We start from the raw sequence: 14,556 nt of genomic DNA on the forward strand, positions 1-14,556 counted from the left end.
ATTTACACAGAAAAAGCGTCTAAGTTTGTCCTGTGTAAAAAAATAAAAAATAAAATGAGTACAACAATTTGCAATATGGATTTTATGATGTGGAAGTTTCCGCAGGGGTGAGTATTGCATAAGTATTTGTGATTTCTATAACCTCTGCCTCGCAGAGGTTTTTTTGTGCATAATTTAAAAGAATAAGAGATGTTAACAATAAAAAAAGCGATGTGTTGCTACTTTATGATGTGCTGTTGTGCGGCACCTAGCTATTACCAGTATATAAAGACTTAAATCTTGGTTGTTTGTGTTTATAAGTCCTTTTGGTAATACTTTCAAAAGGGCTTTTTTTTATCCGTAAGTAGTGTATTATTTAAACGTAAAACGATTAGTCAAATGTTAAATGAAATTGATGTCTTTAATTATAAATTAGGAATTGGGAAAACCATTCCGTTTCTAAAATTATCCTATCAGGTTTTTGGTCAGCCACTTGGTACAGCGCCCGTTGTGGTGGTCAATCACGCATTAACGGGGAATTCAAATGTTGCTGGTGAACAAGGATGGTGGAAGTCATTAGTGGGGCTAGATAAAGTAATCGATACTCAATTTTTTTCTGTTGTTGCTTTTAATATAATTGGTAATGGGTATCAGCAAGGGAGTTTGATTCAAAATTATAAAGATTTTACTACTCAAGATATTGCAAAATTATTTTGGGAGGGTTTAGAGTCAATAGGTGTTCATGAAGTTTATGCGCTTATAGGTGGGAGTTTAGGAGGTGGTATTGTATGGGAAATGGCTTTTTTGAGGCCTAAGGCCATAAAATATGTAATTCCTATTGCATCTAATTATAAAGCTAATGATTGGTTAATCGCTCAGGTGAAAATTCAAGATGATATATTAAACCATTCTGCTTTTCCTGTTGAAGATGCTCGTAAACTGGCTATGATGCTTTATCGTAGCCCGCTAGCTATCGATTTGAAATTTCAAAAAGAACAAATTAAAGGGATGTATGCTGTCGAAAAGTGGTTGGATTTTCATGGGCAAACATTAGGAATGCGTTTTTCCCTCTCGGCTTATAAATTAATGAATCATTTGTTGAAAACAATTGGGCAATTTGTTGACGATGTTGCTCTTGAATCTTTTTTTAAAGAAACCACTGCGGTGATTCATCAAATAACTATTGATTCTGATGGGCTTTTTATGGCTTATGAAAATATGAATTTGCATCAGCGCTTTAGTACAAAATATGAAAAACTTTTTATTCATACCCTTAATTCCGTTCATGGGCATGATGCTTTTTTGATAGAATATGAACAATTGGGGCAACTTTTATTGCCAATTTTTAATTTAAAAACAACTAAAAATGTCAGTTATCAGAGTTAATGTTATTTTGTTTGGAATAGGAAATGTAGGAAGTACATTCATCCAACAAGTATTAGAAAGTCAGCAGTTTTTTCTACAACAACGTAATATCGATTTACGGATTCCTATAATTACGAATGCTACAGTTGCTTTTTATGAAAAAGAAGGAGTTAGAAATCAATGGGAAGCCGACTTTTCTAAGAATGCAGTCCCTTTTCATTTGGATGCTATTTTTGATTATGTGATAAATAATGAATTGGAAAACTTAATTGTAGTAGACGCAACTGCAAGTTCAGATATTATAAAACGTTATATTCCTTTGGTTCAAAATGGATTTCACATAGTTTCTGCCAATAAAAAGGCAAATACAATTCATTTTGATTTTTATAAAGAATTACGTCGTCAATTAAAGAAATTTGATAGGCTTTTTCTTTATGAAACCAATGTAGGAGCTGGTTTACCAGTCGTTCAAACGATTCAAGATTTGCATTTAGCTGGAGAAAAAATTACTAAAATCAGAGGCGTTTTTTCGGGGACAATTAGCTATGTTTTTAATCGTTTTGGAGTGGAAGACCGTTCTTTTTCGAAAATTTTAATGGACGCTGAACAAGCTGGCTTGACAGAACCTGATTCTCGTGAGGATTTGAGTGGAAATGATGTCGCTCGTAAACTTCTCATTCTTGCTCGTGAGTTGGGCTATGATTTTGAATTTTCAGATATTAAAATTCAATCGCTTGTATCGGAGGAGATGGCAACTTTACCTGTAAAGCATTATAATAAATCAAAAGTGCTTTTGGATGCAGTATTTGAAAATAAAAAAATTGTAGAAAAAGAAGGGAATGTACTGCGTTATGTGGGTGATTTTGATGTTTTGAAAAAAGAATTGTCGGTCAAATTAGTTTCGGTTCCAGCCAGTTCAGCTTTGGGACAATTACGTGGAGCTGATAATTTAATCGAAATCTATTCGGATTCGTATGGAGCTATTCCTATGGTCATACAAGGTGCAGGTGCTGGTAAGCAAGTAACCGCTCGTGGTGTTTTAGCTGATGTACTTAAAGTAGCGGAACAACTCAAAGTAAGAGAGGGCGTTGAGGTTTAGTTTTATGGTTTCAATTTCAATGTGAAAGCGTATGAAGATTTAATGATTTAGGAATACTGATTCGTAAAAAAGAATGTCAATTTGTGTTTTAATTAACTTTTAAACATGAAACGCTTACGGTGTTTTTGCTGTAAATAATTCATGTTTGTTTTTTAATGCTAAAAATTATTTTCTTATAATGTGATTTATTAGAAAATATATAATTAAATTTAAGGATAATTAGTAAAATTCGGAATAATTTTCTTTTTAAAATTGTACGAGTTATCTTTGCCCTGTTCATAAGTTTATTGTTGTTATCAAGAAAGCGGGAGGGAATAGACCCAACGAACGCTTAGCAACCTCCCAATTTGGAAAGGTGCTACATTCTATCTGTATATAATTGATTTAATATATAGAAAAGATAACTTTTGTTTTTTTTCTCCCACTTCAGGATAACATCTTTCATGAGCAATTTTTTGTAGTCAAAATTTCAATGGTATACCATTCAACTAGAATGATAAGAAAGAATATGAGTAATTTTCAACTAGACGCTGTTCCCCCGTTGGGGGCTAGGGGGCTCCTTCAAGATATTTTAAAGCAACGCATCCTTGTGCTCGATGGCGCAATGGGAACCATGTTGCAACGCTATAAATTTGAGGAAGAAGATTTTCGAGGTGATCGTTTCAAGGATTTTCCACATCCGTTAAAAGGAAATAACGATTTACTTTCTTTAACACAGCCAGAAGCCGTTAAAGAGGTACATCGTTTGTATTTTCAGGCAGGAGCTGATATTGTAGAAACCAATACATTCTCTGGAACAACCATCGGAATGGCAGATTATCACATGGAAGATTTAGTGTATGAGCTAAACTACCAGTCGGCAAAGATTGCCCGTGAAGTAGCAGATGAATTTACAGATAAACCAAGGTTTGTTGCAGGTTCCATTGGTCCTACAAACCGTACAGCATCCATGTCGCCTGATGTTAATGATCCTGGTTATAGAGCAGTAACATTTGATGATTTGCGGATAGCTTATAAACAGCAGGTAGAAGCCCTTTTAGATGGAGGATGCGATTTGTTATTAGTAGAAACAATTTTTGATACACTAAACGCTAAAGCAGCTTTATTTGCTATTGAAGAAGTTAAAGAAGAACGTAATATTGAGGTGCCAATCATGGTTTCTGGAACAATCACAGATGCTTCAGGACGAACTTTGTCTGGGCAAACTGTCGAAGCATTTTTGATTTCTGTATCACATATACCGTTATTGAGCGTTGGTTTTAATTGTGCTTTAGGAGCTGACCTGCTAAAACCGTATTTAAAAACACTAGCACACAATACGTCATTCAACGTTTCGGCGCACCCTAATGCTGGATTGCCTAATGCTTTTGGAGAATATGATGAATCGCCAGAACAAACACAAGCATTTATAAAAGAGTATTTAGAAGAAAATTTAGTAAATATAATTGGAGGTTGTTGTGGGACAACTCCAGAACACATCAAGTTAATGGCAGAAATTGCTAAAAATTACAAGCCTAGAACCCCACAAGTAGTAGATTGATACAATGAGTCAGGAAAGAAGAAACTTACTATTGTCAGGATTAGAGCCTTTAATAATTACGCCTACTAGTGTTTTTGTAAACGTGGGGGAACGTACTAACGTAACAGGTTCAAGAAAATTCCTTCGATTAATAAAAGAAGAAAAATACGATGAAGCACTAGAAATTGCCAGACAACAAGTTGAGGGTGGTGCTCAAATCATAGATATTAACATGGATGAAGGAATGCTAGATGGCGTACAAGCCATGACTAGATTCTTGAATCTCATTGCCGCTGAGCCAGATATTTCAAGAGTTCCCATAATGATTGATAGTTCAAAATGGGAAATCATCGAAGCAGGACTTAAAGTGGTTCAAGGCAAGTGTGTGGTAAATTCAATCTCTTTGAAAGAAGGAAAAGATACCTTTGTAGCCCATGCTAAATTGATTAAACGATATGGAGCGGCAGTAATTGTAATGGCTTTTGACGAAATTGGCCAAGCTGATAATTATGAACGTCGTATCGAAATTTGTCAAAGATCGTACGATATATTAGTTAATGAAGTAAAATTTCCACCACAAGACATTATTTTTGATTTGAATATCTTCCCAGTAGCCACAGGAATGGAAGAACATCGATTAAATGCCTTAGATTTTTTTAGAGGCACTAAATGGGTGCGTGAAAATTTACCGCATGCACACATTAGCGGTGGGGTGAGTAATGTATCCTTTTCATTCCGTGGTAATGATGTAGTGCGTGAAGCCATGCATTCTGTTTTCTTGTATCATGCCATTCAACACGGAATGACCATGGGAATTGTAAATCCAGAAATGTTGACCATTTATGATGATATCCCAAAAGATTTACTTGAACACGTCGAAGATGTTATCTTAGATAGAAGAGACGATGCAACAGAGCGTCTCTTGGATTTTGCCGAAAGTGTAAAAGGAGAAGTTAAAACCGCAGAAAGATCAGGACAAGAATGGCGACAAGGTTCTGTTCAGGAACGTTTAACACACTCATTAGTCAAAGGTGTAGATGAATTTATAGAGATTGATGTTGAAGAAGCTCGTTTGACAGTAATTCGTCCTATTGAAGTGATTGAAAATCACTTGATGAACGGAATGAATGTAGTGGGTGATTTATTTGGAAGCGGAAAAATGTTTTTACCACAAGTAGTAAAATCAGCTCGTGTAATGAAAAAAGCCGTTGCCTATTTATTACCTTTTATTGAAGCATCAAAAGATGGAAGTTCTTCATCAGCTGGAAAAGTGTTGATGGCAACAGTAAAAGGCGATGTACATGATATAGGTAAAAATATTGTTTCGGTAGTATTAGCCTGTAATAATTTTGAAATTATCGATTTAGGGGTAATGGTGCCACCAGAAAAAATAATTGAAACTGCTGTTAAAGAGAATGTAGATATTATTGGTTTAAGTGGTTTGATTACCCCTTCGTTAGACGAAATGGTCTATCTAGCGAAAGAACTAGATAAACTAAATATCAAAATTCCAGTCATGATTGGTGGTGCAACAACTTCTCGAGCACATACAGCAGTGAAAATTGCACCAGAGTATAAAGAAACAGTCGTGCATGTAAATGATGCTTCTCGAGCGGTAACTGTGGCGACTAATTTGTTGCAAACGGAGACTAAAGTAAATTATGCTAAATCGTTGCGTGAAGAATACAATATCTTACGAGAAGGATATTTGAACAGAAGTCGGGAGAAGAATTTCTTATCAATTAAAGAGGCGCGCCAAAATAAATTGAAAATCGATTGGAAAGTGTATGAACCTGTTAAACCAAACTTTATAGGTAATAAAACCATTGAAGTGGATTTAGCAGAATTAGTTGATTTTATCGACTGGACACCGTTTTTTCAATCTTGGGAATTGTATGGTAAGTTTCCAGCAATATTAAAAGATGAAGTAGTGGGAGAACAAGCTACAGCATTGTTTGCTGATGCACAAGAAATGCTATCCCAAATTGTAAAGGAAAAATGGTTTGTTGCTAAAGGAATTTTGGGAATTTATCCCGCAAATCAAATCAATGATGACGATATTTTAGTGTCTGATGAAAAAGGGGTACCATTGGTTCAATTTTTAACCCTTCGCCAGCAATCACAAAAAACGGTTGGGGCTCCTAATATAGCCTTAGCTGATTTTATAGCGCCAATTGAAGAAATTCAAGATTATATAGGGTGTTTTTGTGTAACTACGGGTTTTGGTGTTGATGAAAAAGCAGCCGAATTTGAAAAGGAATTAGATGATTACAATGCCATTTTAGTTAAAGCGTTAGGTGATCGTTTTGCCGAGGCTTTTGCAGAATATCTTCATTTGAAAGTTCGTAAAGAAATTTGGGGCTATGATGCAAATGAAAATTTGACTAATGACGAATTAATCAAAGAAAATTATAAAGGAATTCGACCAGCACCAGGATATCCTGCCTGTCCAGATCATCTCGAAAAGCCTATCATTTGGGAGTTGCTAAAAGTAGAAGAAACCATAGGGGTTAAACTCACAGAAAGTATGGCAATGTGGCCTGCTGCATCCGTTTCAGGCTATTATTTTGCAAACCCACAAAGTAAGTATTTTGGGCTTGGTAAAATAAAAGAAGACCAAGTATGCGATTATGCTAAACGACGAGGGATTTCAGTCGAAGAAGCAACGAAATGGTTGGCACCTAATATAGCAGATTAAATTAGTCCAAAGTCAAATGTCTAAAATCATAACGTATAATGTGATTTTCGACTTTCGACTTTCGACTTTAAGACTTAAATTTATGAAAGTAACAGAACATATAGCAAAAGCGAGTGGGAAAACGCAATTTTCCTTTGAAATTTTACCGCCATTAAAAGGACAAAACATTCAATGTATCTTTGATGGGATTGATCCGTTAATGGAATTTAATCCACCTTTTATTGATGTTACCTATCATCGCGAAGAATATGAATATAAGGAGTTAGGCAATGGTTTGTTGCAAAAGAAAATTGTAAAAAAACGTCCAGGAACTGTAGGGATTTGTGCTGGCATACAAAACAAATATAATGTTGATGCTATACCGCATATTTTATGTGGTGGTTTCACAAAAGAAGATACAGAAAATTTATTGATTGACCTTGATTTTTTAGGAATTGATAATGTAGTAGCGTTACGTGGCGATGCCGTGAAAAGCGAAATTTATTTTAAACCAGAAAAGGACGGAAACGGATACGCATCAGAATTGGTAAAACAAATCAGTGATTTGAATAATGGAAAGTATCTCGATGCTGATTTACAAAATACAAATGCCACAGATTTTTGTATAGGAGTGGCGGGATATCCTGAAAAACACATGGAAGCTCCTAGTTTAGATAGTGATATTCATTTTTTAAAACAAAAAATTGCAAATGGGGCAGATTATATCATCACTCAGATGTTTTTTGATAATAAAAAGTTTTTTGATTTTGTGTCAAAATGTAGAAAAGCAGGAATCAATGTTCCTATTATTCCAGGGCTAAAACCTATTGCTACAAAAAAACAATTGAATCTTATCCCGCATCGTTTTAGTTTGGAATTGCCTGATGATTTAATCATGGCGGTCGTGAAAGCAAAAGACAATGAAGCGGTTAAACAAATTGGTATTGAGTGGTGTATTGCTCAAAGTAAAGAGCTCGTAAAAGCTGGAATTCCAGTATTACACTATTATTCTATGGGTAAAGCTGAAAATATTAAGGCAATTGCTAAGGAGGTTTTTTAATTTTTAGGATAAAAAGAAAAAGGATAGATTATAATTAATAATCTATCCTTTTATGGTACATGATTATTTTCTAAGAGTGATTTGATAATTTACACCATTGATTGTTAAGGAAGCTTTATTATCACACTCTCCGTTTCCAAAATCTAGAGTAGCAGCTATTTTGTCTAATTTTGAATAAGAAATAATTCCTTTTACAATATATTGACAATTTAATTTTACAATTAAAGGAGAAGTTATATTGGCTATTCTTACTGTTCCGCTAGGAAACACAGTTTCCCAGTTACCCGTAATTTGGTAAACATTATCGGATAATTCGGGTGTACCTTGTCCTTCAATAATTTCTCTTGTTTTAGTTCCTGTTATTTTTAAAGTTTTACCATTTTCTAAAGTAACTGTTAGGTTTAAGTCAATTTTAAAAATTAAGTGTTCGTTAGGATTGGCTGTTGAGGTACCTCTTGTTATTGTAATCGTTCTGGTACCTTCTACTTTTATACCATTATGATAAAAATTCTCAAAGGAATAGGTAAGTGTATGAGAAGTTGATTTAGGCTGATAGGTAAATTTAATGATGATTTTCCCTTTTAATACGTTGTTATTTGGCATAGTGCAACCTACTGTTCCAAAATCAACGGTTTTGGTAATTACTTGCCCAGGAGTGTAGGGAGCTTGAGGAGATACGCTTATTATAGCACAAGCAGGGGTTTGTCTTTCTGTTGATATTGTTCTTGCTGCTAGATTGAGTTCTCCCAATTGTTCAAGTACAACACTTGAAAGATCTTCAACAGCTGCATCTGTTTTTGCTGAAGCAGACATATCATCCTCAGTAACCTCTGGGGTGTATAAATTTTCATTTTCTTCTTTGTTGCAACTCATTAGTACAGTAAAAGCACTAAATAAGGCAATGATAAAATTTTTAGTTCTCATAATCAAAAGTTTTAGGTTTTATAGGTTAGACCAAATTACTAAAAAAAGGTTTAATTATAGTCTAATAAAAAATCTTTTTTATATACCGAAATTATTTTAATTTTGAAACCTTAAATGGATATTACTTCTCAAATAAAACAACCGATACTTAAGGAAATGGAGCTTTTTGAAAAAAAGTTTCATTCCTCTATGTCTTCTAAAGTAGCATTATTAAACAGAATTACTTACTATATTGTAAATAGGAAGGGAAAACAGATGCGTCCTATGTTTGTTTTTCTTACTGCTAAGATGATTTCAGAAGAAGGGGTTTTAGATCGAACTTATCGAGGAGCATTAGTAATAGAATTGATACATACCGCTACTTTAGTTCATGATGATGTGGTAGATGATAGTAATCGCCGTCGTGGTTTTTTCTCTATAAACGCACTTTGGAAAAATAAAATAGCAGTTTTAGTAGGAGATTACTTATTGTCAAAAGGGTTGTTACTTTCAATAGATAACGGAGATTTTGATTTGTTAAAAATCATTTCAGTTGCGGTTCGTGAAATGAGCGAAGGAGAATTACTTCAAATAGAAAAAGCTCGTCGCTTAGATATAACAGAGGAAATATATTATGAAATTATTAGGCAAAAAACAGCAACTCTAATTGCGGCCTGTTGTTCTTTAGCGGCGTGTTCCGTTAGACCTGATGACTCTGTATTAATAGAAAAAATGAGGAAATTTGGAGAGCTTATAGGGATGGCATTTCAAATAAAAGATGACCTTTTTGATTATTCAGAAGAAGCTATAGGCAAACCAACAGGAATTGATATAAAAGAACAAAAAATGACACTTCCGCTCATTTATGTTCTTAATACATGTAGTTCCAAAGAAAAAAAATGGTTAATTAATTCTATAAAAAACCATAACAAAAATAAAAAGCGTGTAAAAGAAGTTATAACATTCGTGAAAGAAAATAATGGACTTGCATACGCTGAAAAAAAAATGATTGAATTTCAAGAGGAAGCATTAATGTTGCTTGCTGACTTCCCTGAATCAGATTACAAAAAAGCCTTGATCTTAATGGTTAATTATGTAATTGAAAGAAAAAAATAATTTTTTAAAATACAATACAAACTTTTTCAATTTTTTGTCCTCATTATAAATAGACGATAATTGAATCATTACCGCTTTTATGAATCTTAAAAAAAATGAACATAAAGGGAGTTTTGGAGGTTAAATAAGAAAAATAATGGTTAATGAATGTGTTTCTTTTCTCAGAGTAAAAAAAGAGGTCGTATTTCTAGAAGATGAAGCTATAATAGAAGATACATACAATGATATTGAAAGCAAATTATCTGTAGGAGCTATTCAAGTTTTTGATAGACAAATTACCATTAGGATACAGATGGTTTTAATCTTTATGTGATAGACGGATATGAACATCAGGAAATAGCCCAAATGCTAGAGATTACATGAGATGCTCAAAATAAACACAGTTTATTTTGATCAAAGGGAGAAATCACATAATCTTGATTATGAGGCTCCTCCTTACGTAGTGATAAACTGCATGTTGATTTAGAGACTATCCTACAAAAGCAATAAAAATAAGTGTTGGTTCTTGATGCGCTTCGCGTTCGAGCTAACGATGAATCCAATTAATACTCAACCGTTTGTTAGAGTTGTTTTAAAATGAAAAAAAACAGATCGAGAACTTTACTTTTTAATCCAGTATATCTTAAGTTTAAATGGTATAATTTATTACATTTTAAATATGGTTTTTCAGTTCAGTACAATAATTTAAGACCAACAAATAATCGTTTTTTATAGAAGGAGAGCATCAAACGTTTCTGGATAACTTTTCTAAACCAGTAGATGACTCAAGATTTAAAGTCGTAAATTTAGTTTTTCCTCTATATTTAGAGTTAGATTTTTCAAAATCACCCATAATAAATGGAAAAAATATTTTTCACACATAAAAAAGTTTTCGTTTTGAAATAGGAGGATTTTTAAGATTTAATTTAAAAACAAAACATAGGATATAAAGAAAATAACCATAACTGTATTTTAGAAGAGAAAGGCAGTTTTAATGTAAATAAATTTGTTTATAGTTTAGGAACTTATATAGGTTACAAAGAAATTAGTTTATATCTAAAACATGATATAACGCCTTCATTTAAGAATAACATGATTAATCAGAATAATATTTCCTTAGTATTAAGATTTGATTTAAATTAAATTTAGCTTATTTGGTATAATTATTGATAATTTTTCATAGATAAAACATTTTTAAATTATTATTTAACAATTTTTTGTTAATAGAAGGGTTGTTTATTAATAAACTAAAAAGTAGTTTTGTCACTATTTTTTATAGATAAAACCCCAAAAAATGAAAAAAAAGTTATTAAGTGTACTATTATTAGTATTTGCTTCCAGTCAAGCACAAAATGTACAAGGAGTTTATGGTGATTTCAATTGGTTTAATAATTGGACAAATTTTAAGCCTAAGACACAAGATTATGCAGCACCTAGTAGAATATTAAATGGAGAGATAGGGGAAAATACAACTCTTAAAAAAGGAACTTATCTAATAATGGGGTCTGTATATGTAGTTAATGGAGCAACTCTAACCTTAGAGCCAGGTGTAGTGATGCGTGGTGATTTTGACTCTAATGGAACTTTAATTGTTACTAAAGGATCAAAAATAAAGGCAGAAGGAACTGAAACAGATCCTATTGTGTTTACATCAAGTAAAGGAACTTCAGATAGAAAATCAGGAGATTGGGGAGGTATTATTATTTATGGAGATGCACCCGTTAATCGTTATGGAGGTATAGTTTCTTCTATTTATGATCCAAACCCTAAATATAATCTTTTTGGAGGGAATAACGAAAATAGTGATTCAGGTGTTTTGAAATATGTACGTATAGAATTTGCAGGAAAAAAATTAAATGAAAAAACCATGTTAAATGGTTTGACTTTAGGAGCCGTAGGAAAAAAGACTAAAATAGAAAACATCCAAATTAGTATGGCTAAGGATGATGGATTAGAAGTTGTGGGCGGAACCTTTGATATGAATAATATTATCTCATTTCAAAATGCAGATGATGATTTTGACTTTTCTATGGGGGCTATTTGTACAATGAGTAATTCAATAGCCATACGAAATCCTTATATTTCAGATAATACTCGTTCAAGAGTTATGGAAATAGATACTTATGATAAACTAGAAAATTTTGATCCCACTCGTAAAAAAACAGTTATCAAACTCAATAATGTAACAATGGTTAGCAACGAGGATAACGCTATGGGATTAGTAAAAGAAGCTATTTCCGTAAAAACAGATTCATTTGTTGAAATGAATAAATGTGTCATTTCTGGTTTTGCAAGCGTTGTTGCTATGGACGATAAATATTTAGAAAAAGAAAATTATAAACAAATAAAAATAGTCAATTCAGTTATAAATAATTGTACTGAAGTTATTACGAATGAAAATTTGGTAAAAGCAGAAACACCATCAGATTGGTTTACGCAAAAGGACAAAGTAAATAGTATTACAAAAATTAGTAATATCAATATGTTTAAAAGTAATGATGTGCGAAAAAAACCAGATTTTAGATTAAAGTAACAAAAAAGGTGTCCGGAAAAAAAGGACACCTTTTTTTGTTAAAAATACTTAGGTATTATTAGAAACGGTTTTTTATATAAACGATATCCAAAAACAAGGTTTTCTTTTTTATATAGATTCGTTTTATTATATAATAAGACGATCTTTTTTAAAATTGTATATTTGAACCTTTTTTAAAACATTAATCGTGATTTCCAAAAATACAATAGAAACTGTTTTTGAAACCGCTAGAGTAGAAGAGGTTATAGGGGACTTTGTGCAACTAAAAAGAGCAGGTACCAATTTAAAAGGTTTAAGCCCTTTTTCAGATGAAAAATCACCGTCTTTTATGGTGTCTCCAGTAAAACAAATTTGGAAAGATTTTAGCTCAGGAAAAGGAGGAAATGCAGTCACTTTTTTAATGGAACATGAGCATTTTTCTTACCCAGAAGCCATTAGGTATCTAGCAAAAAAGTACAATATAGAAATTGAAGAAACGGAGCAATCTACAGAAGAAGTAGCGGTAGCAAATGAAAAAGAAAGTATGTATCTCGTGTCTGAATTTGCTCAAAAATTTTTTCAAGAAACAATGTTTAATACCAATGAAGGACAAGCAATAGGACTCTCTTATTTTAAAGAAAGAGGATTTACATTAGAAACAATTAAAAAATTTGGTTTAGGATTTTCACCAGAAGGCTGGGATGTTTTTACAAAAGAAGCTTTAGAAAAAGGGTATAAATTAGAATTTTTAGACAAAACGGGGTTGACAATAACAAAAGAAGATGGTAGACATTTTGATCGTTTTAAAGGACGTGTTATGTTTCCAATACAAAGTATGTCCGGTCGTGTTTTAGGTTTTGGTGGGCGTATTTTAACTAACGATAAAAAAGTAGCTAAATATGTCAATTCCCCAGAAAGTGAAATTTATCATAAGTCCAAAGTCTTATACGGAATCTATTATGCTAAGCAAGCTATAGCTAAGCAAGATAATTGTTATTTATGTGAAGGATATACGGATGTAATTCAAATGCATCAAGCAGGTATAGAAAATGTAGTAGCCTCATCTGGTACTGCTCTAACTCCAGATCAAATTCGTTTGATTAATCGTTTGACCAAAAACGTTACTGTTCTTTTTGATGGAGATGCAGCAGGGCTAAGAGCTTCGATCAGAGGAATTGATTTAATACTAGAGGAAGGAATGAACGTAAAAGTATGCACTTTCCCAGATGGAGATGATCCCGATAGTTTTGCAAGAAAAACACCTCATGATGATTTATTGCGCTATCTAGATGAAAATGCTATGGATTTTATACAGTTTAAAGCCTCTCTTCTTATGAAAGAAGCCAAAAATGATCCTATTAAAAAAGCAGACTTAATTCGTGATATGATTATTAGTATAGCCAAGATACCAGATCGAATTAAAAGAGAAGTATACATAAAAGAATGTTCGCGTATTATGGATATTTCAGAAGAAGTATTATTTAATACATTAGCACAATTGATTCAAAAAGATATTACAGAATCAAATAAAAAAATAAAACAAGAACAAAAAGCATTTACGGTTGTAAAAAATGAAGATCAGCAAACCAAAACAAAAGTAGATGTTCAATACCAGCTAGAACGCAAAATAATAGAAATTCTTTTGCTCTACGGAAACGCAGAAGAAGAATTTGCGGATTATCTCTATAAAGCCACTCCAGAAGGAGAGTTAAAAGAAATAAAAGAGTTTAGCAAATACAAAGTTTACCAGCGAATTTATTTAAGCCTTCAAGAAGACGAAGTAGAGTTAGCAAATCCTTTATTTAGAGCAATCTACAATGAAGTGATGAATTATTATCATCAAAATGAAAAATTTGAAATTGAGCATTTCTTGATGCAACTAACACCAGAATTAGCACAAGAGGTAACTTCTATTTTAATGGAAGATGAAAAAATGAGTTTGCATAATTGGGAAGTTAAATTGATTTATGTAAAATTAAAAGATCAAACAATTGGACAATATGTAACCGAAACAATTTTGAGTTTACGATGGTTTTTAGTAAATAAAATTATAGAAGAAGTAAAAGGACAATTATCGCCTGATCCACAGGCTGATAACTCTGAAATTTTATATACGGTAATGGATTATTCTAAATTAGTAGGTAACTTTTCTAGTAAATTAGGACGTGTTATGTCTCGTTATTCTTAATTTTTTAAGAAGGAAACGTCCGAAAAGTAAAAATATTATTTTGTTTATTTTTAATTTAAAGTAATAAATAGCAAGCTTAGTCTATTTAAACAAAAATGGCAAATTTTATTTTAATTAGTGAGATTAAAAGGATAAAATAAAATATGAAATTTTAGACTT

At 32.5% G+C, this 14,556-nt stretch carries 10 protein-coding genes and 1 riboswitch; of the genes, 9 read left to right on the top strand and 1 reads right to left on the bottom strand.

The annotated features are described in order from the left end of the window. Window positions 1-378: 378 nt before the first annotated feature. The 5 genes from ACUXZJ_RS06415 (at window position 379) to metF (ending at window position 7,699) form a co-directional block, all read left to right on the top strand. Window positions 379-1,365 (top strand): alpha/beta fold hydrolase, encoded by a 987-nt coding sequence (locus ACUXZJ_RS06415; RefSeq protein WP_063743678.1) that lies wholly within the window; start codon window positions 379-381, stop codon window positions 1,363-1,365. Beyond that, window positions 1,346-2,443, top strand: coding sequence for an aspartate kinase (locus tag ACUXZJ_RS06420; RefSeq protein WP_063743679.1), 1,098 nt, complete (start codon window positions 1,346-1,348; stop codon window positions 2,441-2,443). Before ACUXZJ_RS06415 ends, ACUXZJ_RS06420 begins: the two co-directional genes overlap by 20 nt. Window positions 2,444-2,733: 290 nt before the next feature. Then, a riboswitch (SAM riboswitch) is annotated at window positions 2,734-2,850 on the top strand. A 197-nt stretch (window positions 2,851-3,047) separates the two neighbouring features. Further along, a complete protein-coding gene (locus tag ACUXZJ_RS06425; RefSeq protein WP_145915607.1) occupies window positions 3,048-3,983 on the top strand; it encodes a homocysteine S-methyltransferase family protein in 936 nt (311 codons plus the stop codon). A 4-nt stretch (window positions 3,984-3,987) separates the two neighbouring features. Then, entirely contained in the window at window positions 3,988-6,660 is a 2,673-nt protein-coding gene (gene metH / locus ACUXZJ_RS06430; RefSeq protein ID WP_444647864.1) for a methionine synthase, read from the top strand. 82 nt (window positions 6,661-6,742) lie between these two features. Further along, window positions 6,743-7,699, top strand: a complete 957-nt coding sequence (metF, locus tag ACUXZJ_RS06435) for a methylenetetrahydrofolate reductase [NAD(P)H] (RefSeq protein ID WP_446196078.1) — start codon at window positions 6,743-6,745, stop codon at window positions 7,697-7,699. A gap of 63 nt (window positions 7,700-7,762) precedes the next feature. On the opposite strand, the gene ACUXZJ_RS06440 is transcribed toward metF, so the two are convergent. Then, the gene (locus tag ACUXZJ_RS06440) at window positions 7,763-8,623 is read right to left on the bottom strand and encodes a hypothetical protein (RefSeq protein ID WP_063743681.1); all 861 of its coding nucleotides are present in this window, start codon (window positions 8,621-8,623) and stop codon (window positions 7,763-7,765) included. A gap of 114 nt (window positions 8,624-8,737) precedes the next feature. Here ACUXZJ_RS06440 and ACUXZJ_RS06445 point away from each other — a divergent pair, with 114 nt between their 5' ends. The 4 genes from ACUXZJ_RS06445 to dnaG all read left to right on the top strand — a co-directional run bounded on the left by ACUXZJ_RS06445 (window position 8,738) and on the right by dnaG (window position 14,397). After that, window positions 8,738-9,718, top strand: coding sequence for a polyprenyl synthetase family protein (locus ACUXZJ_RS06445; protein ID WP_060383296.1), 981 nt, complete (start codon window positions 8,738-8,740; stop codon window positions 9,716-9,718). 136 nt (window positions 9,719-9,854) lie between these two features. Further along, on the top strand, window positions 9,855-10,031 hold the full coding sequence (locus ACUXZJ_RS06450; RefSeq protein WP_158447612.1) for a hypothetical protein: 177 nt from the start codon (window positions 9,855-9,857) through the stop codon (window positions 10,029-10,031). A gap of 960 nt (window positions 10,032-10,991) precedes the next feature. Next, window positions 10,992-12,230 carry a hypothetical protein gene (locus ACUXZJ_RS06455; RefSeq protein ID WP_060383295.1) on the top strand — a complete coding sequence of 413 codons (1,239 nt, stop codon included), beginning with the start codon at window positions 10,992-10,994 and terminating at the stop codon, window positions 12,228-12,230. 187 nt (window positions 12,231-12,417) lie between these two features. Beyond that, the gene (gene dnaG, locus ACUXZJ_RS06460; protein ID WP_060383294.1) at window positions 12,418-14,397 is read left to right on the top strand and encodes a DNA primase; all 1,980 of its coding nucleotides are present in this window, start codon (window positions 12,418-12,420) and stop codon (window positions 14,395-14,397) included. The last annotated feature ends 159 nt before the right edge of the window (window positions 14,398-14,556 follow it).

It is taken from the genome of Flavobacterium sp. TN-1 (assembly GCF_052828645.1).

Coding starts and splice junctions, on each gene's coding strand:
- metH (WP_444647864.1), top strand. CDS start 3,988: ATGAGTCAGGAAAGAAGAAACTTACTATTGTCAGGATTAGAGCCTTTA.
- ACUXZJ_RS06450 (WP_158447612.1), top strand. CDS start 9,855: ATGGTTAATGAATGTGTTTCTTTTCTCAGAGTAAAAAAAGAGGTCGTA.
- metF (WP_446196078.1), top strand. CDS start 6,743: ATGAAAGTAACAGAACATATAGCAAAAGCGAGTGGGAAAACGCAATTT.
- ACUXZJ_RS06455 (WP_060383295.1), top strand. CDS start 10,992: ATGAAAAAAAAGTTATTAAGTGTACTATTATTAGTATTTGCTTCCAGT.
- ACUXZJ_RS06425 (WP_145915607.1), top strand. CDS start 3,048: ATGGGAACCATGTTGCAACGCTATAAATTTGAGGAAGAAGATTTTCGA.
- ACUXZJ_RS06420 (WP_063743679.1), top strand. CDS start 1,346: ATGTCAGTTATCAGAGTTAATGTTATTTTGTTTGGAATAGGAAATGTA.
- ACUXZJ_RS06445 (WP_060383296.1), top strand. CDS start 8,738: ATGGATATTACTTCTCAAATAAAACAACCGATACTTAAGGAAATGGAG.
- ACUXZJ_RS06415 (WP_063743678.1), top strand. CDS start 379: ATGTTAAATGAAATTGATGTCTTTAATTATAAATTAGGAATTGGGAAA.
- ACUXZJ_RS06440 (WP_063743681.1), bottom strand. CDS start 8,623: ATGAGAACTAAAAATTTTATCATTGCCTTATTTAGTGCTTTTACTGTA.